The sequence below is a fragment of the Novosphingobium sp. genome, assembly GCF_032093395.1.
Taxonomy (GTDB): domain Bacteria; phylum Pseudomonadota; class Alphaproteobacteria; order Sphingomonadales; family Sphingomonadaceae; genus Novosphingobium.
This window is the reverse complement of sequence record NZ_DAMDBA010000064.1, coordinates 1-21,126: the sequence shown is the minus strand read 5'-3', so window position 1 is coordinate 21,126 and position 21,126 is coordinate 1. Positions and strand designations below refer to the sequence as shown.

General features: G+C 61.7%; 15 protein-coding genes and 1 pseudogene. 10 read left to right on the top strand and 6 right to left on the bottom strand.

Annotated features, from left to right (window positions below; all coding sequences use genetic code 11):
• Nucleotides 1-2: 2 nt before the first annotated feature.
• Together RT424_RS18170 and RT424_RS18165 are read right to left on the bottom strand one after the other, a co-directional pair.
• Nucleotides 3-614, bottom strand: coding sequence for a thiamine pyrophosphate-dependent enzyme (locus tag RT424_RS18170; protein ID WP_313441080.1), 612 nt, complete (start codon nucleotides 612-614; stop codon nucleotides 3-5).
• Nucleotides 602-1,126: a thiamine pyrophosphate-binding protein gene (locus RT424_RS18165; protein ID WP_313441078.1), complete on the bottom strand. Its 525-nt coding sequence runs from the start codon at nucleotides 1,124-1,126 to the stop codon at nucleotides 602-604. The genes RT424_RS18170 and RT424_RS18165 overlap by 13 nt, the downstream gene beginning before the upstream one ends.
• 127 nt (nucleotides 1,127-1,253) lie before the next feature.
• Here RT424_RS18165 and RT424_RS18160 point away from each other — a divergent pair, with 127 nt between their 5' ends.
• The gene (locus tag RT424_RS18160; RefSeq protein WP_313441076.1) at nucleotides 1,254-2,180 is read left to right on the top strand and encodes a LysR substrate-binding domain-containing protein; all 927 of its coding nucleotides are present in this window, start codon (nucleotides 1,254-1,256) and stop codon (nucleotides 2,178-2,180) included.
• 142 nt (nucleotides 2,181-2,322) lie between these two features.
• Nucleotides 2,323-3,693, top strand: coding sequence for an MFS family transporter (locus RT424_RS18155; RefSeq protein ID WP_313441074.1), 1,371 nt, complete (start codon nucleotides 2,323-2,325; stop codon nucleotides 3,691-3,693).
• Nucleotides 3,694-4,312: 619 nt separating this feature from the next.
• On the opposite strand, the gene RT424_RS18150 is transcribed toward RT424_RS18155, so the two are convergent.
• On the bottom strand, nucleotides 4,313-5,008 hold the full coding sequence (locus RT424_RS18150) for a TetR/AcrR family transcriptional regulator (RefSeq protein WP_313441072.1): 696 nt from the start codon (nucleotides 5,006-5,008) through the stop codon (nucleotides 4,313-4,315).
• A 120-nt stretch (nucleotides 5,009-5,128) separates the two neighbouring features.
• On the opposite strand from RT424_RS18150, the gene RT424_RS18145 reads away from it, so the two are divergent.
• From RT424_RS18145 to RT424_RS18130, 4 genes are all read left to right on the top strand, one after another.
• Complete coding sequence (locus RT424_RS18145) at nucleotides 5,129-6,229, top strand: LLM class flavin-dependent oxidoreductase (RefSeq protein WP_313441070.1); 1,101 nt, start codon at nucleotides 5,129-5,131, stop codon at nucleotides 6,227-6,229.
• A 74-nt stretch (nucleotides 6,230-6,303) separates the two neighbouring features.
• A complete protein-coding gene (locus tag RT424_RS18140) occupies nucleotides 6,304-6,873 on the top strand; it encodes an NADPH-dependent FMN reductase (protein WP_313441068.1) in 570 nt (189 codons plus the stop codon).
• Nucleotides 6,870-9,227, top strand: coding sequence for a glycoside hydrolase family 3 protein (locus tag RT424_RS18135; RefSeq protein ID WP_313441066.1), 2,358 nt, complete (start codon nucleotides 6,870-6,872; stop codon nucleotides 9,225-9,227). Before RT424_RS18140 ends, RT424_RS18135 begins: the two co-directional genes overlap by 4 nt.
• Nucleotides 9,228-9,260: 33 nt before the next feature.
• A complete protein-coding gene (locus RT424_RS18130) occupies nucleotides 9,261-10,487 on the top strand; it encodes an MFS transporter (protein WP_313441064.1) in 1,227 nt (408 codons plus the stop codon).
• Between the two features lie 69 nt (nucleotides 10,488-10,556).
• On the opposite strand, the gene RT424_RS18125 is transcribed toward RT424_RS18130, so the two are convergent.
• Entirely contained in the window at nucleotides 10,557-11,645 is a 1,089-nt protein-coding gene (locus RT424_RS18125; RefSeq protein WP_409521535.1) for a Gfo/Idh/MocA family protein, read from the bottom strand.
• 392 nt (nucleotides 11,646-12,037) lie between these two features.
• Here RT424_RS18125 and RT424_RS18120 point away from each other — a divergent pair, with 392 nt between their 5' ends.
• The 4 genes from RT424_RS18120 (at nucleotide 12,038) to RT424_RS18105 (ending at nucleotide 20,165) form a co-directional block, all read left to right on the top strand.
• Nucleotides 12,038-14,239, top strand: coding sequence for a TonB-dependent receptor (locus tag RT424_RS18120; protein WP_313441060.1), 2,202 nt, complete (start codon nucleotides 12,038-12,040; stop codon nucleotides 14,237-14,239).
• Nucleotides 14,240-14,514: 275 nt separating this feature from the next.
• The gene (locus tag RT424_RS18115; protein ID WP_313441058.1) at nucleotides 14,515-16,143 is read left to right on the top strand and encodes a family 43 glycosylhydrolase; all 1,629 of its coding nucleotides are present in this window, start codon (nucleotides 14,515-14,517) and stop codon (nucleotides 16,141-16,143) included.
• Nucleotides 16,144-16,183: 40 nt separating this feature from the next.
• Entirely contained in the window at nucleotides 16,184-18,469 is a 2,286-nt protein-coding gene (locus tag RT424_RS18110; RefSeq protein WP_313441056.1) for a glycoside hydrolase family 3 N-terminal domain-containing protein, read from the top strand.
• 10 nt (nucleotides 18,470-18,479) lie between these two features.
• Nucleotides 18,480-20,165, top strand: coding sequence for a DUF5597 domain-containing protein (locus tag RT424_RS18105; protein ID WP_313441054.1), 1,686 nt, complete (start codon nucleotides 18,480-18,482; stop codon nucleotides 20,163-20,165).
• A 426-nt stretch (nucleotides 20,166-20,591) separates the two neighbouring features.
• On the opposite strand, the gene RT424_RS18100 is transcribed toward RT424_RS18105, so the two are convergent.
• Nucleotides 20,592-20,882 carry an antibiotic biosynthesis monooxygenase gene (locus tag RT424_RS18100; protein WP_313441052.1) on the bottom strand — a complete coding sequence of 97 codons (291 nt, stop codon included), beginning with the start codon at nucleotides 20,880-20,882 and terminating at the stop codon, nucleotides 20,592-20,594.
• Between the two features lie 17 nt (nucleotides 20,883-20,899).
• Nucleotides 20,900-21,126, bottom strand: a pseudogene (locus RT424_RS18095) (fumarylacetoacetate hydrolase); the annotation flags it as partial.

Here is a 21,126-nt window from a genome sequence, read left to right as displayed (position 1 = left end):
GCTTAGATCGGCGCGTGGCCGAGTGCGGCGCGGAAGCGGTTCTTGATGTAGACGCCGTCGCGAGGAGGCAAGACGCGCTCCGGGTTTTCGGCCCTGATCTTGATGGTCGCAAGCTTGGTGCTCGAACGGTCCGCGATGATGCCGCGCAGTTCCTCGACCCCCGCCATCTCGTCGATGCGGCGCGTCCAGCCAAAGCCCAGCTCGGCTGCGACGCGGTCGATCTCCACGCCGCGACCGGCATGGCTTTCCTGGAGGCCGGTCTCGCCGAAATGGCCGTTGTCCAGCACCGCGATGGTCAGGTTGGCAGGGCGGCGGATGCCGATCGTCGCCAGTGCGCCGAAGCCCATCATGAGTTCGCCGTCGCCGGTGACGACCAGTACCGACCGGTCGGGCCGGGCCGTGGCGATCCCGAGGCCGACCATCGCCGCACTGCCCATGGCCGCCCACAGGTAGTAGTTGTGATCGTTATCGCCTGCTGCCATGACATCGTAGGACGCCGAGCCGAGACCTGTAACCACGAGCGTTTCGCCCCGATCTGCCAATAGCGCGGCAACGACATCGCGGCGGTCGAGAGGGCCGCCGAGCTGCGTCCCGGTCTTGCTCAGTGCACCCACTTTTTTTCTCCGATCAGACGCTGGCCGAGCAGCAGGGCAGTGGCCGAATCGCCGTTGAATGCCATGGTGGCGGCGCCATGCAGAAGCGGCGCGACATCCTTCGGATCGTCCGCGCGCCAAGTCATCACGCCCATCAATCGCAGCGCTGCTTCGGTCTGCTGGCCCATCGGATTTTGCCAGGCGTTGAACTCCGCCCAGTCACCGCGCATCGTGACCGCCATCAGCAAGGGGAATCGGCTGCAGGCCTGGAGCGCGAGGGTGTTGAGGCAGTTGCCCACGCCGCTCGACTGCATGAGTAGCGCCCCACGTTCTCCGGCCAGCCACGCCCCAGCAAGATAGCCGATGCCCTCTTCCTCGGTGGTGAGCACGACGGAATGCACCGAATTGTCGGCTTCTGCCATGCGGATGGCGGTCGAATGGCCGGCGTCCGGTACGTAAACGATATGCTTGACGTCATGCTGCTTGAGCACGCGGTAGACATCTGCCTGCCAGTCGATCTCGTCTGTCGACATTTCCTTAGCCTCTCAATCCGATCTCGTGCGATCCGTGAATGGGAGGTAACGACGCGGCGGGGCGGATACGAATATCAACTCGGCCATTGAGCTATGCCGAAGTTATATAGCTTGCTATGGTACGTGCATGGATATCTCGCAGCTCAAGACTCTGATTCACGTCGCTGAACTCGGCAGCATCAGCAAGGCGGCAGACCGGTTGGGGATCGCCCAACCTGCGCTCAGCCGCCAGATACGCCTGCTGGAAATGGAATTGAAGGCCCCGTTGTTCGTCCGCCATGGCCGCGGCATGGTCCTGACGGAGATGGGGCGGCAGGTCCTCGCGCCCGCCGGCGATGTTCTCACGAAACTGGACGAAATCCGCCAGATCGCCGATCGTGGACAAACCTCCTTCCTGGGGCGCGTCCGGTTCGGCATGACGCCGACCGTCGCCGAGATCATGACCGTGCCGCTGGCCGCGAAGATCCGCGAGGCGCATCCCCAGCTTTCCATGTGTTTCAGTTCGGCCTTCTCGGGCCATTTGCTGGACTGGCTGAAACGCGAAGAGCTCGACTGCTGCGTATCCTACGACCCCGAAACGGCGGGGGCTTTGCGGACCCGCCCGATTCTCCTCGAATCGCTCCTCTTGGTGGGTCACAAGGACAGCGGTCTATCGCGGGACGAGCCGGTCTCGTTCGCAGCGCTGGCGCACGAAAAGCTTGTACTGCCCAGTCCGCTTCACGGCCTTCGCAGGATTGTCGATCAGTGTGCGCTTCGGGCCGGCATCCATTTGACTCCGTCGGTCGAAGCCGATTCCTTCGGTGCGATGATCGAACTCGTTCGCGGCGGGTTCGGTTCGACAGTCTTGCCGCTGGCCCCGATCTACGAGCGTATCAGCAGCGGAGAATTGCGAGCGGCTCCCTTGGTCAATCCCACCCCTACGCGGCGTGTCGTGATGACGTACCCCGCAGACCGGCCGATCAGCCCTGCCATGCGCTTTACCGGAGAGGCATTCGCTTCGATCGCTGCCCGTCTCGTAGCGGAAGGGATCTGGGCCGGAGAATTGCTCGAATAAGGCTTCCCATAAAAAATCGTTATATCTGGTTCTCAGACATCGTACTGGCTGAAGTACCCCTCTCGCATAGGTTGGATGCCATCGGGCGATCATTCCTCCCTCAAGAGAGGAAGCTCGTCATAACACGAGAGGTGTCTGATCGATGGGCATACCATCCTATTCAACGCGCGACGAAGGCCGCGCGGTCGCCATCAACGGCGGCATCAACGAGCCCGAAACCGATGTCGCGAACCTCGATGCGGGAGGGCGGATCAAAGCCATCTTCAGCGCCTGCGCCGGCAACATGGTAGAATGGTTCGATTTCTTCGTCTATGCTTACACGGCGATCTACTTTGCACCTGTCCTCTTTCCCGCGGAAAGCCAGACTGCGCAGCTGATCGCCTCGGCCGCGGTTTTCGCCGTCGGTTTTCTCATGCGTCCAATCGGCGGCTGGGTGTTCGGCAGGATCGCCGATACCCAGGGTCGCAAGATCGCTATGACCATCTCGGTGACGATCATGTGCGCGGGTTCGCTGATGATTGCAGTGGTTCCCAGCTACACCCAGATCGGCTTGCTGGCGCCGATCGTTCTCCTTGGCGCCCGCCTGTTGCAGGGGCTTTCCGTCGGCGCCGAGTACGGAACGGGCGCGACCTACCTCAGCGAAATCGCGACCAAGGGGCGGCGGGGCTTTTACGGCTCGCTGCAATACACGACGATCATTGCAGGGCAGTTGCTCGCGCTCCTCACCATCATCGTGCTGCAACAGATCCTTTCGCCCGCACAGCTTGGTGAATGGGGCTGGAGAATTCCGTTCCTGCTGGGCGCGGCGGGCGCGGTTACGGTGTTCCTGCTTCGACGCAGCATGGTCGAAACTGCCACGCCGCATAGCAGGAGCCGCGCGGAGACGGGCGGGCTGCAAGGGCTGGCGCGCCATCGCAAGGCCGTCACCTTGGTCTTCTTCTTCACGATCTGCGGTTCGCTGTATTTCTACACCTTCACCACCTACATGCAGAAGTTCCTGGTCCTGTCCGGCGGATTGGACGCGAGCACGGCCAGCATGGTCATGAGCTTGGCGTTGATCCTGTTCATGATCCTGCAGCCGCTGTTCGGAATCCTGAGCGACCGCATCGGCATGCGCACGCACATGCGACTGTTCACAGGTCTGGCGACGCTTGCAGTCGTGCCTATTCTTTACGGTATCCAGAACTCCGGCAGCGGTCCCGTCGCCTTCGCGCTTGTTGCGCTGGGCCTCGTGATTGCAGCGTTCTACACGCCGATCGCGGGTTTGTTGAAGGCCGACATGTTCCCGATCGAGATCCGCGCGCTGGGAGTGGGCTTCCCTTACGCGGTCGGCAATGCCCTGTTCGGCGGCACCGCCGAGTACGTTGCCCTGAACTTGCGCTCGATGGGGATGGAGAACGCCTACTTCTACTACGTCGCCCTCGTCTGCTTCGTAGGCTTCCTGTTCGCAGTTAAGATGCCGGATCTGCGCCGTCGCGGCTATCTCGACGGCGATGGCAGGATTGACGGTTAGGGCGAACAGAACAGCTCAACCTGGAACTTTTTTTCAGGCGGAACCATCCTACGACGCGGCAAGCCAGAATAAATGGAGCGATTGATCCAATGCCCCTCGGATCAATCGCTCTGCATCGCGATCCGCTCCTTAATCTCCCCTCGATTCAGGCCTGCTGCATACACCGTTCACACATCGAACGGGCGGTCGTTCGATGTGTCTAATTCGGCCGCAGCAAAGCGTTCGAGGATAACGGTCAGTCCATGCGAGTCGCAAAGGCCCTCTACTGCTTGCATCAGTCGTTCGGGACCACCACGGGCGGCGGAGCGGTCGGAACGACCGGCTGCGAGGAAAACGTCGCAGGATCGTGCAGCGCTGCCACGATGTCTTCGTATCGTGAGACCACCCATCGATTCATCTGCTCGTTTCAGACAAAACCGGGCGTCTCGCGCAGAGCGCCGAAATCTTCCCAGACTTTCGCAGAATCGCTGAAGGGGCAGCTACGCATCGCACGTCTCTCCACGGCCGAGCCTGTCCAATCCGAGAATTATCATATTGGAACCATTGCTCGCGTTCTGACGATGCGTTTCACGCATGCAAGACTTGAACTTCCCTGGCCTTTGTGGACCGCGCCGGGTTCTCATGCGTTTCGCGCAGAGCCTTTAGCTCTCAGGAAAGAGGCACACATGATGGCCAAATCCTCCTTGAGCTCCTCCCAATTTCCCTCATTGGCGGCTTCCGGTGAAGAGCCGAGCCCCAAGTAGCGGGCCAGGGTGCAGTAAATCATGCGAAAGGCGTTTTCGGCGAGACGATGATGCTCTTCGCGGCCGAACTCGTCAGAAAACTGAAGGATCTGCCGCCGAACTTCCGCGCTCAGCTTGTCAGCGGATTTCCTGCCGATCGATGAGATTGCGCTGTCGCTGGCGGCTCGAAACATGATTGGGCGCAGGACCGGACTGTAGGTCTTGAGCAATTCGGCGTATGCATTGACGAACCTATACGCATATTCCTCCAGCGAAGGGGCGGCATCCTTGAGCTCGGAGAGCATCGTATCCTGATCGTGTTCGATTCGGGCAAGCACGCGCGCATGCACGGCCCGGATAAGGTCGTCCTTGCTGTCGAATCGAAGATAGATCGAGCCGATTGAGACCTTTCCCGTCTTGCTCACTTCGGTGAGAGTGAACTCTTCGTTCCCGCGCTTCACCATGAGCTTTTCCGCAGCGGCCAGCATGCGTTCGTAGGACGCTTTGCTGCGGCCTTGCTGCGGCACGCGGCTCGCCTCGTTCGGCACGAAAATGGAATTCGCCTTCGTCTTTGCTGTTGACACGCGCGCCATTGCAGTCCTATCTAAAAAAGAATAGCTATTCTATTTATCATTCTGTTTCATTCTGAACCGCCGGCATTCGAATGTAAATACGATCGGCTGGTCGAAGGACGAGACAACGTGGAGAGGTCAATGCGTTTTTCCGTGTTTCTGAACGCTCGGTCCATGAGGGCCGAGGACGACCGTCAGCTGATGAAGGACCTGGAAGCCCACGCTGTCCTTGCAGCCGATAGCGGCTTCGAAGCGGTGTTTCTGCCCGATCATCACTTCAACGGCTACATGCCGGTGGCCAGCGACAGCTTCATGTTCGCTTCCTATCTGGCGGCTAAACTGCCGGATATGCACTTCGGGTTTTCGGTCGTCTCGGTCCCGCTGCACCACCCGGTCCGCTTTGCCGAGCGTATCAACATTCTCGACCAGTTGACCGGCGGCAAGCTGCTGGTCGGTGTCGGTTCGGGTACTACGCCCGAGGAGATGATCGGGTTCGCCGTCGACTACAAGGACGCGAGCGCCATTTCCGAGCGTAACCTTGCCATCGCCGAGCAACTCTGGGCCAAGGGCATGGACGATCCGGCGGTAGAAATTGCCAATGGGCCGTACAATGGCCGCGTTCTGCAGCGCATCACGCCGGCGCCCTATACACCAGGCCACGCGCGCCTGATGCCGGTGGCGATGAAGGAAGCAAGCTCCCGCCGGGCTGCCGAAAACGGTTGGCCGGCGTTCATCCCCGCCTTTACTCCGCCCAAGATCGGTGGAACGGAACCGTTCATCCATGTGAAGAAGTGGTTCGATATCTACAAGGGTTTCCTGCTTGAAGCCGGCCATAGCGACGAAGTCGTGGCATCGGCTCTTGGCTGGACCACGCACACCTACCAGGTCGTCCATGTTGCCGAAAGCGACGATCAGGCGCGCGAGGAACTGGAGGTGATCCTTCGCAGCTATCAGGATGCTGTCGAGCGGGAGGCGGAATTCAACGCCCGCGCGGAAAGCAACGATGCCAACAAGAAGACCGACCGTACTCCGAACGCTTTGACGGACGATTGGATCGGCACCTGGTGTCTATACGGTTCCCCGGAAACGGTGATCCAGCACCTCAAGCCCTACCAGGAGCTTGGCATCGGAAACATCCTTTGCGGTACCACAACCGGGCCACTTACCGAGGAGCGCCTGCGCTTGGGCAACCAAACGCTTGGCTTGCTCGGCAAGAAGGTGATGCCAGCTCTTGTAAACTGACCGGATTTCTCCGGAGAGGTCGATAATAGGAGGGCGACCCGCCAAGAGGTCGCCCCGTCAACGGGAAAAGCGATATGGCAGGCAAGAAGATCGTCGGCCTTGGTGGGACTGGCCGCCAGGCATCGTCGAGTGAGAAGATCGTGCGAGCGGTGCTCTCGCAGTGCGAGGACATGGGAGCCTCGACCACGATGTTCGATGGTCCGTTTCTGCTTTCCCTGCCGCACTTCAACCCTGAAGACCCTCAGCGAGATCCTGCTCAGGCTGCCCTGGTCGACGCCGTGCGGCACGCGGACGGCATTGTGATCGGAACACCGGGATATCACGGTGGATATTCCGGTCTGGTGAAAAATGCCGTCGATCTTCTCGAAGATCTACGATCTGACACCAACGTCTACCTGGACGGTAGGCCGGTGGGACTGGTCGTCACCGCCGCGGGCTGGCAAGCGTGTGGTACTACGCTGTCTTCCCTCAGGGATGTGGTCCATGCGCTGCGGGGTTGGCCTACGCCGGTCGGTATCGCAGTCAACTCTATGGAACAGCGTGTGTTCGCGGAAGACGGAAGTGTCGCGGACGGCGCAGTCCAGCGGGCCATCCAGGCACAGGCGGAACAAATCATGCGCTTTCGTATCGAGACTGTCGCATGATTGACGATCTGACTTTCCAAGAGCGACTTGCCATGACGTCTGGAGCGGCGATGTGGTCCACCGTGGGTTATCCGGATCGCGGCATTGCCTCGCTTTCCATGAGCGACGGTCCGATGGGCATCGCCAGCGGCCGGGTGGATGAGCGCGACGTCGCTTTGCTTACCCCCTGCGCCACGGCCTTGGGGGCGAGCTGGGATATCGATCTTTGCGAACGTGTCGGGACGCTGGTGGGCGGAGAAGCGGTGCGCTGCGGCGTGGATATGGTTCTGGCGCCGAACGTCAACCTTGCGCGCAGTCCCTTGGCCGGTCGGGCGTTCGAGTACTTCTCCGAGGACCCACTGCTGGCGGGGATACTCGGCGCGGCCTGGGCGACCGGGCTTCAGGCTACAGGCACTGCTGCCGTCGCCAAGCACATCGTGTGCAACGACAGCGAGACGGATCGCGATACCATGAACGCGGTGGTGGACGAGCGCACTCTGCGCGAAGTCTACTTGCTCCCGTTCGAGTTGTGCGCGCAGGCTGGCGTAGGCGGCATGCTTGCAGCGTACAACAAAGTAAACGGCGATTGGTGCTCCCAGCAGCATCATGTCCTTACGCGCATAGTGAAGCAGGAATGGGCCTTCGACGGCATCGTGATGAGCGATTGGTTCGGCACGCATTCAGCCGCCGCGACGCTCAACGCCGGGCTCGACCTGGAGATGCCCGGTCCCGCGCGCTTTCTGGGCGTCCGGGCGGCGGACGCTGTGGCCGATGGCAGCGTGGACGCGGGCAGGGTCGATGATGCGGCGCGGCGGCTCGCGCACGCCGCCCAGCGATTTTCCGGCGAAAAGCGCAGACCGATCGCGGGCGCAGATGCTCAAACGCTGTTGGTAGAAGCCGCGGCTGCCGGTTTCGTGCTGCTGAAGAACGAAGGTAACCTGCTGCCGCTGGAACCCGGTGCTCATCAGCGGATCGCAGTGATCGGTCCGAACGCCACCGCGCCGTGCTACCAAGGCGGGACGTTTGCGAAGATCGCGGTTTCCCCGGATGCGCTGCGCCCGCTGGAAGCGATCGAGGCGCTTTATCGGGGGCGCACGGTGATCGCGCACGAAGCAGGTGTCGATCCCCAGCCGCGGCTTCCGGCGATGCCCGTACGTCCCGCGCGCGATCTGGGCGACGGATGCGTTGCCGGAATGACTGTGGACTACTTCGACGGGCAGGGTGAAGCAGCGGTGCTGCAAGCCAGCGAAACGCGCGACACCAATTCTCTCGTCTGGTTTTCGGGCGTGCACGACGATGTGCTGAAGGTGAACCTTCCAGGCCGAGTTGTTGCCAGCGGCCTGTTCGAGGCGCAGGAAGATGGCGAGCACGTCTTCTATCTCGGCGCCACTGGCCCGGTGACGCTGCGCATCGACGGCCGCGAAGTGATCGTGCGCGACCGGGCGGTGGCTGCTTCCGACGTGATGGGCACCTTGAAGGGCGGAGACGCGGATAGCGTAGCCGTTTCGCTGCGCGCCGGTCAGCAGGTGGCCGTGGAGGTCGACTTTGCATTCGCACCGGCGCGCGTTCACGGCCTTTGGTACGGTATCCGCCGGCCCGATACGCCTGACGCGATGCTGGCGCGGGCCGTCGAGTTGGCCGGCGAAGCGGATGTCGTCGTTCTGATCGTGGGCGAAACGTCTGACGCCAGCGTCGAAAGCAAGGATCGCAGCGATACTCGTCTTCCAGACGAACAGGTTCGTCTTATCCAGGCCGTGACGGCGGTGAACCCGCGCACGGTCGTCGTTGCCAACGTGGGTCATGCCTTCGACACACGATGGGACCACAAGGCAGCGGCGCTGCTCGTCACCTGGTATCCGGGAGAGGGCTTCGGCGAGGCACTTGCGCAAGTGATCGCGGGTGAGCGCGAACCGGGCGGCCGCATGCCGGTTTCGATAGCCGCAGAAGAGAGCCTCTATCCGGCGCTTTCGTTGAAGCCGGAGGCTAACGGCGACCTCGTCTATTCGGAAAACACGCTGATCGGCTATCGCGGCATAGCGGCACCGCATCATGCTTTCGGTGCCGGTCTCGGCTACGCGGACATAGCGCTGGTTTCCGCAACCCTGTCGCCCGTTGGGGAGGGCTGGGTTGTCGAAGCGGTGGTCGAAAACCGCTCGAGCCGGGCAGGGAGCGAGGTGGTGCAAGTCTATCGTCGCCAACCCGAACTCGCGCTCGCAGGCTTCGCGAAAGCCCACCTGGTTGCCGGCGAGAGGCGGACTATAACGATACAAATTCCGCGTCGGCGCCTTCAGACATGGAACGACGGGTGGGTGGACATCGCGGAACCGCAGTTGTTCGTCGGCCGGAGCGCCATCGATATCGCCATCAAGCTGTGATTGAAGCTGTCAGGACAATGACAGATCGGGAGAATGAAGGTCGCCATGCATAAAGCAAGCAATGTGAACCCGTTGCCGGGCCCGCCAGTCGCGGGTTGGCGTCAAGGCGTGACGCTGGCATTCGCCGGTTTCCTCCCGATACTGAGTATTCTCTCGCTGGCGCCGGCAATTCCGACGATCATCGGTCACTTCAAGGACGTGCCGAACGCTGCGTTTCTGGTGCCGCTGATGGCGACCACGCCGGGGCTGATGGTGGCGCTGCTGGCGCCTTTCGCCGGAATAATCGTGGATCGCTATGGACGGCGCCGGCCGTTGCTTTGGGCGACATTCGCCTACGCTTTCTCAGGCACCGCGCCCTTCTTCCTCAACGACCTGCCGACGATATTCGCGTCGCGCCTCGCAGTCGGCGTGTCGGAAACGTTCATCCTGGTCATCGTCAACGCTTTGTTCGCAGACTACTTCGCGGAGAATCGTCGCCGCAACTGGATTACGGTGCAGGGCCTTCTAGGACCCGCACTGGGGGCTGGATCTCTGGCGCTGTCGGGGTGGCTTAGCAGCATCTACTGGAACGGCGTATTTCTGGTCTATGGACTGGCGTTCGTGATCTTCCTGGCCATGCTTGCCTGGTTCTTCGAACCGCCAGTGGCCGAGCGTCCGGCCGACGCGCAAAGCACCGCGCGCGGGTCGGGTCTCCCGTGGAAAACGGTCAGCGCCTATTGCGCCGTCACATTGGTGATGTCGGTGCTGTACTACGTGTTCCTGGTCAATGGGGGGCTGGCGTTCGAGGCGATCGGCACGGTATCGGCCACGCGTCTGGGGGTCATCATGGGGCTGGTCAGTCTGGGTGTGCCGGTAGGGGCGTTGGTGTTCAACGTACTGTCACGTCATTGGCCGATCGAGCGGGTGATCGCCCTGGTTCTCCTGATCGTCGGTGCGGGCACAGCGGGCATGGGCTTCGCGAGGAGCGAAGAAACGATGGCCGCTGCCGCGGTGCTGCAGGAAATCGGCGCGGGCATGACGGTGACGGGCTTGATCTTCTGGGTCTCGCGCCTGCTTGCACCTGAGCATCGCGGCCGCGGCTTCGGCCTGTGGACCTCCGCATTTTTCATCGCGCAGTTCATCAGTCCGGCGATTGTCGGCACTCTTTCGGCAAAGACCGGCAGCATCCTGCATGCTTTCGCAATCATGGGCATCCTGGGCATTGTCTTCGCACTTGTGATCATCCTGCTGGGCAAACGCATTCCTCAACCGATCTCGTAAGCGCGGAAGACCGTCATGAGGGAAATGAGCCCGCCCAAATCCGTGGAGATTTGGGCGGGCTTTTGCTATTCAGGGCCAGGGTGAAGGCATCGACGAAATGAGCAGCTTATCGCGCTCGGGGTCGAGTGATTGCGGCCGGCAGCAGTCGCTTTGCACCGTGACGGTCTGGCCAGAGCGGGCGGCCATGACGATGGCTTCCATCACTTCGCACACATGCACCACGAAAGCCGCGTCCGTTCGGTGCGGCATGCCGGTACGTATTCCGATCGCAAGGTCCAGCAGGCCGACGCCGCGATAGTCGGCGGCCGGCACTCCCGCGTGGTTCTTCCGGTTCGGAATACCGAAGGGGAGGTCGTCGATCGAGATCGGCTCGCTGCCGTGTCCCGCCCTCGTCAGCGATGGTTCGCCGCCAAAGAAGTTGGGATCGGCAAGGACCATCGCTCCCTCCGTGCCATAGCAGTGATTTTGATAGAGGGGCGCTGCTGCCATATCCAGCGACATGACGAACGAGACTGTCGCTTCATCGAACTCCAGCACAGCGGCGTAGCTCGTGTCGATCTCTACCGGAAATACTTTGCCGGCGTCCGGTCCGCGCAGAACGGATCGCTCGCTCGAGCCCCGAGCGGAACCGGCGTGCACGCGACGAACGGGGCCCAGCAGGTTCACCCATTGAGCTATGTAGTAGGGTCCGATGTCGAACGGCGGTTCACCCCCGGCGCGATAGAACCCGGCTGGGCATGGATGAAACTGCTCTACGCCCGCATGGCCGACGACGGAGACCCCCAGCACAGGTTTTCCGATACCGCCTTGGTCGACGACGCGCCGCGCTGCCTGGTGCCCAGCGCCGAAAAAGGTATCGGGCGCACTGCCGATGCGCCGACCGGCCGCTTGCGCATCGGTGGCAAGTTTCCGGGCTTTGCTTGCGGAAAGCGAGAACGGTTTTTCTGTGTAGAGGTGCTTGCCCGCCGCAATGATTCGCGCATTGAGCGCGTCATGCTCGGCGCCGGGCGCAAGGTTGACCAGCAGCTCGATCGAGGGGTCGCTCAGTATTGCATCCAGAGTGGCGGCCGGCACCCCGTACCGGCTGGCCCGATTTTGCGCGCTCGTCATCGATCGGGAGGTGATCGCGCTCAGCGAAAGCAGATCGGTACGCGCGATCGTGTTGAAGTAAACCGCGCTGATGTCCCCTGCACCGATGACGGCAATGCGGACCGGTTCGAACGCTTGCGGACGTATCATTCCTTTTTCCTCTCGTCGACGCATGTCGCCGGCTGAGATCCGGCCCTCTGCGTTTCTCCATAATAGAACGACATATCTAATCCTGCGACAATCATTTCCGCTGCCTACCGGGTGTCCAGGCCCATCCCCTCCTGGCAAAAAACGTGAAAATCCGGACCGGAGTCGGATTTTCACGCTGAGAGCCATCCGCAGCATTGACTCGAATTCAGGATTAAAATACGTGTTCGTGTAAGCCGCGAGATAACATGCGGCGCTGAGGAGAGGAAAATGCGGTCGTGCCGAGCTATCCTCCGACTGATCAGGAGGACTTGATGCAGCGTTTGTCGAAAATTGGTTTTGCCATGGCCGGGACGTGTCTGTCGGCTTGGTGCCTTCCCGCCTTCGCGCAGGATGCAGACGATCAGGCTGGCGGCGGCGACATCATTGTCACCGCGCAGAAGCGCTCCGAGAACGTGCAAGATATTCCGATCGCTGTCACAGTGGTTGGTGAAGCTCAACTGGCGCGGCAGAACATCATCTCGGTGACGGACCTTAAGGCATCCTCGCCGGCGCTGGAGTTCGCGCCACCGGGGCAAACCCCAGGTTCCGGCGGCTTTATTCGCGGTATCGGCACAGTGATCACATCCTCTACCGCGGAGCCTTCGGTCGGTCTGGTGGTCGACGGTGTTCCTCAAGGCAACGTGCCGCAGTCCTCGGTGTTCGACGTGGCGCGCGTGGAAGTCCTTCGCGGACCGCAGGGTACGCTGTTCGGTTCGGCTGTGTCGGCGGGCCTCGTCAACATCACCACCAATGCGCCCAGGCTCGGCGAGTTCTCGGGCAAGGTTGAGTTCGAACTGGCCGAAGATGGCTTCGCCGGTTCGGAATATAGCCGCCGCATCGGCCGCGTGGTTTTGAATGCGCCGCTTGGCAAGAACGCCGCGCTGCGTGTCTCCGGCCATTACGACTCGATCGACGATGTCACGCGCAACACTGCGCTCGGCAAGGGGAGCGACCGCAACGACCGCGGCGTACGTGCCCGCCTGCTGTGGGAACCCAGCTCGGACGTGACGTTCAACCTCATCGCAGACTACAACAAGATCAACACGCGCAATGCGCCGTACTTCACGTTCTTCAATACGGCCAGTCAGGGTTTGATCGATGTGCTTGCCGATTGCGGCATCACGATCGGTGCAGGCAACAATAAAACCTGCAATCCACAGGAAGTGACCAACCAGGTCGAACAGTTCGGCATTTCGGGATCGATGGACGTCACCCTGGGGCGCCACACCCTCACCTGGACGACCGGTTATCGCTGGCAGAACCAGAAGGAAACCGCGTCGATCGACGGTTTGCCGACAACATCGCCGGCATCGCCGTTCCCGAATATCTTCTATGGACCTGGCTACGACAAGAAGAGCCTGTTGACGCAGGAAGTACGGCTGACCTCGCCAAGCAGCGGCGCGCTGGAGTACGTGGTCGGCGGCTACTATTCGCGGTACGAAGGTGAGCGTGAATATCTTAGCCGTTTGAGCCTCTTCTTCCGGCCAACGCCGATCAGCACCGCCTACCATCAGTCACCGGTTGTCGAAACTTTCGCGGCCTTCGGACAGGCTACGGTGCATGTGAACGATTCGATCCGCGTCCTCGGTGGCGCTCGATACACCGACAATGAAGTTACGGCTCGCATCGACGTGGAGAGCGGTGGAACACCAGGTTTCTATCGCGCGAAATCGAAGATCGACAACTTCTCTTGGAAGGTAGGCGCGCAAGCCGATCTTGCGGACGACCTGATGGTTTATGCGACCGCAAGCCGCGGCTTCAAGGGGCAGACCTACAACGACGACAGCACCTTGGGAACGACGCCGACTTACGTTCGTCCCGAAGTGCCCACTGCCCTGGAAGTCGGTATGAAGGGCAAGATCTTTGGTCGCATCGGCTTCGATCTCAACGTGTTCCACACGAGGGTCAAGGACTACCAGGCGCAGGTCTGCTCGCCTGACAGCGTTCGCGGCGTAGTTTGCGCGCCGCAAAATATCGACCGCCTGACCACCAAGGGCATCGAAGCCGGGCTGTTTGGTGAACTGCTGCCGGGCCTCAACGTCAACGCCGGCGTCATCTATGTCGATGCGAAGTTCCCGAAGGGCTTCATCGGCACCGACGGCACCGATCTCGGCGGCTATCAGGTGACTTACAGCGCGCGCTGGAAGGGCGTGCTCTCGGGAGAGTACGAAGCCGACCTGAACGACAACATGACGGCCTATCTGGGCGCCGATACGGTTTATCGCTCGCGGATCCGCTACGTCACGGCCGGTGGTAACGACGTGACCTTCAAGCCTCACTTCATCACCGGTGCTCGCGCGGGTGTACGAATGGCCGACGGCAAGTATGAGCTGGGCCTTTTCGCTCGTAACCTGTTCGGCATCCGCGAGCCGGTGCTGCGTTACAATTCGCCGATCGGCGTCGGTACGACCACGCAGATCCTCGCCGACAGTTCGTTCCGCGTTGTCGGCCTGCAAGGCAAGGTCAACTTCTGACAATCGGCGCGCGGAGGCCGATCGTGAGGTCGGCCTCCGCGTTACCGCGTGAAATGCGGGCCGTAGATCGAAGGGAGACGTGCGCTCGAAGCTACCAGATGCAGGCGGGACGCCGTGCCCGGCTCAAAGGAGCTTCGTTCATTGCCGCTGGCCTGGTACTGAAACCGTCCTACCCGCACGACCACCGCGCCCAACCTGCCAAGTCATCGTCCACAACGGCTTGGCGGGCCTCTTAAATCCGAACGGAGCCTCAGATGCCTTCACGCCGCGAGTCCATGTTTCTTATCGCTGCAGGGGGCGCCGCAGCCGTCTCGCCATCTGGCATTGCTCTGGGGCGCGATGAGCCCGGTCCGTTGGGACGAGGCGGGCAAGGACATGCGCAACTGGCACCGCGCTGGGGCAAGGGGATCGAGGGGCAAAGGCGAGCGGACCTGGGGAACGGCGACTTCCTTAATCCGATCCTCGCCGGGGACTATCCCGACCCGACGATCCTTAAGGACGGCGACGACTACTACATGACTCATTCGTCCTTCGATGCGTCGCCCGGTCTGGTGATCTGGCATTCGCGCGATCTGGTGAACTGGGTGCCGATCGGCTCGGCATTGGAGAGGCCGCTAGGGACGGTCTTCGCCGTCGATCTGGTGAAGCATGGGGGGCGCTACTACATCTATATTCCCTTCATGAAGGCGCCATGGTCCCGCGATCTGAAGGACTTCGCCAACATCTACGTCATTCATGCCGATTCCATGCAGGGGCCGTGGAGCGAGCCGATCGACCTGGGTATCGGAGGCCTGATCGATCCCGGCCATGTCGTCGGCGAAGATGGCGAGCGCTACCTGTTCCTGTCGGGCATCAACCGCGTGAAACTGTCGCGCGACGGACTCTCGACAGAGGGAAAGGTCGAGAAAGTCTACGACGGATGGAAGTACCCTGACGACTGGATCACCGAAGCCTATTCGCTCGAAGGCCCCAAGCTCCTGCGACGGGGCAAGTGGTTCTACATCATCAGCGCCGTGGGCGGCACAGGCGGCCCTGCAACCGGCCACATGGTCATCGTGGCGCGCTCACCTTCGGTGAACGGCCCCTGGGAGAACTGCCCGCACAACCCGATCGTTCGGACGACCGATCAGGACGAGCAATGGTGGTCCCGCGGCCATGCCACTGCCGTCGAGGGCCCGAACGGGAACTGGTACTTCGTCTACCACGGATACGAGAACGGCTATCGGACGCTTGGCCGGCAGACCCTGCTCGAACCGATCGAATGGACTTCCGACGGTTGGCCGAGGGCTATCGGCGGCGATCTCTCACGCCCTTTGCCCAAGCCATCGGCAAGCCGCACCGCCGAACATGGCATCGCCCGGTCGGACACTTTCGCGGCAGCCGCCATGGGCACGCGCTGGACCTTCTACTCGGCAGCGCCGGAAGAAGCCGCGCGCGCGCGGTTCGGCACGGACGGTCTTGACCTGAAAGGCAAGGGCACCGGCGTGCAAGACTGTTCGCCTCTCACCCAGATGGTGGGGGACCGCGCTTACGAGATCAGCGTCGATATGGAATTGACCGGGGATGTGCAGGGCGGTCTGCTGCTGTTCTTCAATGACCGGATGTATCTGGGCATGGGCCATGACGGCAAGAAGATGACGACGTATCGGGGCGGCAAGGCAGCATATTGGCAGGAGCCTGCTCCCGCAACCCGACGGCTCCATCTCAAGATCGTCAACGACTGCAACATCGTCACCTTCTACTACAGCGCCGATGGGCGGGGATGGACCCGTCATTATGTCCGCAGCGAGACATCCGGCTATCACGCCAATACCATGGACGATCTCGTCAGCTTGCGCCCGGCGTTGTTCGCGGCAGGCGAAGGATCGGTGCGCTTCCGCAACTTCACGTATCGCGCGCTTTGAAGATTGCCCGATAGCGCCGAAAGATCAGAGTAGCCTTGCCATGAACATCGATCGCCGCACTATCCTACGAGCCGGGACTTGCCTGGGAGCGCTCGCGTTTGCCGGCGGAATCAGCTCTGTCGCCTTCGCGGCTCGAACACCCTCCAGCCGCCGTGTGGAATCGCTTCTGGCCCGCATGACGATCGAGGAAAAAGTTGGGCAACTCACGCTCTACCCGGACGACGTACGGCCCACTCCGCGCCCGATCAATCCCGACATCAACGCTCAAGCCGAAGCGCGAGAGCGCAGCGCGTTCCAGTTCGCGGAAGTCCGCGCAGGCCGCGTCGGTTCGTTGCTGGCGGGGACCGGGGTAGAGCTGGGCAGGAAATTGCAGGAGGCTGCGCTTCAATCGCGGCTGGGCATCCCATTGATGTTCGGTGCAGACGTACTCCACGGTCTGCGCACGATCTTTCCGATCCCTCTGGCTCTGGCCGCCAGCTTCGAACCGGATCTTGCAGAGCGTACTGCGCGCGCAGCGGCCGAAGAGATGTCGGCGGTAGGCGTTCACTGGACTTATGCCCCCATGGTCGATGTCGCGCGCGACCAGCGCTGGGGCAGGGTGGCCGAAGGGTCGGGCGAAGATCCTTTGCTCGCCAGCCGGTTCGGTGCCGCTTACGTGAAGGGCTTCCAAGGCGGCGATCTGAAATCCCCGCGCTCGGTGGCGGCCTGCCCTAAGCACTTTGCCGGTTATGGCGCTGTAATGGGCGGCATGGAATACAATAGTACCGACTTGACCGAACGCGAACTGCTGCAAACGCACATGCCCCCGTTCGAGGCTGCGTTTCGCGCAGGCGCGGTCACGACGATGGCGGCCTTCAACGATATCGATGGCGTGCCTGCATCGGGCAACCGCCATCTTCTTACCGACTTGCTGCGCGGCCGTTTGGGTTTCCAGGGGTTCGTGGTTTCCGATGCTGCTTCGGCGGAAGAACTCGTCGCGCACGGTGTGGCAGCGGACGAGGCCGATGCGGCACGGCAGGCCTTCAATGCGGGAGTGGACGTCAATATGGGCGGCGGCCTCTACAAGCGGCATCTTCCCACTCTGATCGCCAGCAGCGCCGTCGACGCTGCACGCCTTGACGAGGCCGTGCGCCGGGTGCTGACGGTGAAGGAGCAACTGGGCCTGTTCGACGATCCCTACCGCTCGCTCGATCCGCAGCGGGAGGCCCGGGAAGTGCGTACGCCTGCCACGCTTGCACTGGCGCGCGAAGCGGCAACGCGATCGATCGTGCTGCTCAAGAACGAGGGCAATGTCCTGCCGCTGGCTGCCGGACGCAAGGTAGCGCTGATCGGCCCGTTATCGGACGACGCGAGCAACATGGACGGGCCATGGGCCCCGTGGGCCAAGACAGGCGAAGCGGTGACGTTAGCACAAGGACTGCGCGGGGCCTTGGGAGCTGAGCGCCTGACGGTCGTGAAAGGCGCTGAAATCGCCAAGGCGCTTCCAGGTGGAATCGAAGCTGCCGTCACTGCAGCCAAGGCGGCGGATGTGGTGGTGCTTGCCATTGGCGAGGGGCAAGACATGTCTGGCGAGGCGCGGTCCCGCACCGAGATCGTCGTGCCCGCTGCACAGCAGGCGCTGGCCGAGGCGGTGGCGGCTGTCGGCAAGCCGGTGGTCGCGATCCTATCCTGCGGGCGAGCGCTCGCCTTGGAAGGCGCGGTGCGCAATGCCGCGGCGATCGTGGTCGGCTGGTTCCTGGGATCAGAAGGCGGACATGCCCTTGCCGATGTGCTTACCGGCCGGGCGTCGCCATCTGGACGCCTTCCGGTCAGCTTCCCGCAAGTCTCCGGCCAGCAACCCTTCTACTACAATCACAAGTCCACCGGACGGCCGCAGTTGCCCGGTGAGAACGCCTTCTTCAAGGCGCGCTACAGCGACGTGTCCCACCAAGCGCTTTACCCTTTCGGTCACGGACTAGGCTATGGCGGCGTGCAGTACGGCGATGTGGAACTGAGCAAGGCGACGATCGACCGGGACGGGCAGATCGTTGCCTCCGTAACGGTTTCCAATCGGGGCGATCGTGCTGTGGACGAAGTCGTCCAGCTTTATCTGCACGACGAAAGCGCCAGCGTGACGCGGCCGGTGCGCGAACTCAAGGGGTTCGAGAAGGTCCGCCTGGGAGCAGGCGCCTCGCGCAAGGTAACCTTCACGATCACCCGCAAGGATCTGGAGTTCGTAGGCGGCGACTTGCAGATGCGTGCAGAGCCCGGACGCTTTCAGGTATGGATCGCGCCTTCCAGTTCGGCGGGGAAACCGGTGACTTTTACGCTCCAATCTCCGGTATAGGAGGATGCGAATGTTAAGACAGACTGCCACCAGTGCCCTTGCGCTTTTTCTCGTGTCGCCAGCACTGGCCGAGCCGGCTCCGGCTATCGTCGAGACGCCGGGTGGAAAGCAGCTGGTGGTGGACGGCAAGCCCTATCTGTTCATGGGCGGCGAGCTGCATAATTCCAGCGCTTCCAGCCCGGAATACATGAAGCCGGTTTGGGATAAACTAGCGGCAATGAACGTGGGCTCGGTGATCGGCACCGCGAGCTGGTCCGAGGTTGAGCCGCGAGAAGGGCAGTTCGCTTTTTCCGCAGTCGATGCGCAGATCGAAGAGGCCCGCGCGCGCAAGATGCGGATCGCTCTTATCTGGTTCGGGGCTTTCAAGAATGCCGCTTCCACTTATGCACCAGATTGGGTTCGCGCCGACGATCGCCGCTTTCCCCGCGCTGTAACCCAAGGGAAGGGTAAGGCGGCCTTCTCCTATGCGGGGGCGATGCCCAAGCCGGTGCTCTCCGTCTTTTCGCCGGAGCTGCTGGCGGCGGATCGTCGTGCTTATGAGGCACTGATGCGGCATCTGGCCGAAGTGGATCACGATCATACCGTGATCATGGTTCAGATCGAGAACGAGACGGGTCTGCTGCGGGACAGCCGCGACCGTTCGGCCATTGCGCAATCCGCTTGGAACAAGCCAGTACCCTCAGCGCTGCTGAGGCACCTGGCGCGAGAGAAGGAACACCTGCGCCCGGAACTGGCGCAGTTATGGAAGCGGCAGGGCGAACCTCGGTCCGGTACATGGTCGCAAGTGTTCGGGACGGATTGGCAGGCCGATGAAGTGTTCATGGCCTGGGGCTTCAGTTCTTACGTCGAAGCATTGGCGAAAGCCGGCAAGTCGATTCACAGGCTGCCTGTCTACGCCAACGCATGGCTGGGCCCGCAACCGGGACAGACCGAAGCGGGACAGTATCCTAGCGGCGGACCGGTGGGTCGGATGATCGATATCTGGCGCGCCGGAGCGCCCTCGCTGGATATGCTATCGCCCGATGTCTACGTGCCCGAGGTGAAGGAGGCGTTCGCCGACTACCACCGCCCGGATAACCCGCTGTTCGTCCCCGAAGCCCAGTTTCGCACCGGCAGTTTGTTCTGGGCTTTGGGGCGGCACCACGCGATCGGCTTCTCCGTGTTCGGAGTGGAAGACGGCAGGTTGGATGGCCAGTATGCCCAAGCGCTTTCCCTGTTGAACCCTATGACGGCGGTAATTACCGCCGCTCAGTCGGAGAACCGTATCGGCGGCGTGTTGCTGGAGGAAGATCAACCCTCTGCCACTTTCGCGCTCGGTGGCTACACCGTCATTGCACGCAATAGCCGCGCGCTGTTTTCATCGATGTTCCTCGATGCCGGGCTCGATCCGCCCCCGCCCCCGCCGCCCTTTCCCAGTGAAACGGAAGGCAACGGCATTCCCATCCCGGCAGATCCCCGACCCTTCGCTCTAATAATTTCCGAAGGCAAGGACAGCTTCCTGGTCGTAGGTAAAGGCGTTACCTTCGATTTCGAAAAGGCGGGCATGACCGTCGAGTTCGGCCATGTGGAGGAAGGTAGGTTTGGTACCGAGGGCCAGTGGCTCGCCGGGCGCGCGATCAACGGTGACGAGCGCCTGGCCATTCTTCCCCACGATCATATCGGTGTCACCAGAATCCGGCTTCTGAATCGCCGCTGATCCTGTGCGAACGTTCGCTACCCTCCGGGAAGATGCCCGGACGGTGGCGCTGGAGCGTTTTACAATTAGGTGAAATCACCTGGTGATCCGGAAAACGCGCTAAATCAGAAACATGGAGCAGTCGATTCGATGCAGTCGGATCGGAATCCGCCCTAGGGCGTAAACTCATAAACCGCACCGTCGAGGCGCCCGAATGGCGAACAGCTCAGGCCAAAGTGGCCGCCGGGCGGGCTGGTTGCCCGTCCAAGGTCGATTTCGTTCGAGATGGAAGCCATTCGGGCGTCCCGCAGGGATTTGACCAAAATGGCCCATCGCTGCGTCGGCAGGACTTGAAATACGGACGTATTCCTTCGCCCTGCCTTCTTGCGCTGAGCCATTTTGCCTCAAACCTCGATGGTGCGGTTTATGAGTTTACGCCCTAGTCGATCAGTCCATCAGGCTATCCAGGGAATAGGCTTTGGGTGGCGCGCCGATGGCGCCCATGATGGGGGCGAACGCTTCCTTGCCCAGGAGCTTGCCGCCAGACTGATGCGCTTCGGCGGAATCCCAGTGCTCGATGAACAGGAAGTTGGCGGGATCGTCGCGATCCTGAAGAACCTCCACGCCGGAGGCGCCGGGAATGCTGCGAACCCTGATCGCCAACGCCAGCAGCGCCAGCTTGAGATCGGTAACTTTGTCCTCGGCGGCAGTGAGGACGTACTGTTTTGCAAAGGTCATGATAGCTCCGGGCGAGTTCAGATGGTACGGGTAGTCGCCACGACCTGTTCGATCGCGCCGAAAGGAGCTGAGCCATCGGTGGTACGGCCTTCCATGCGGATTGTGTCTCCGAATGCCATGAACGGCGTTGTCGGCTTTCCGTCGCGTATGATCTCGATGGCGCGGACTTCCGAGATGCAGCTTGATCCCACTTGCGCATAGTTCGCGTTGGAGACGGTGCCCGAGCCTATGATCGTTCCGGCCA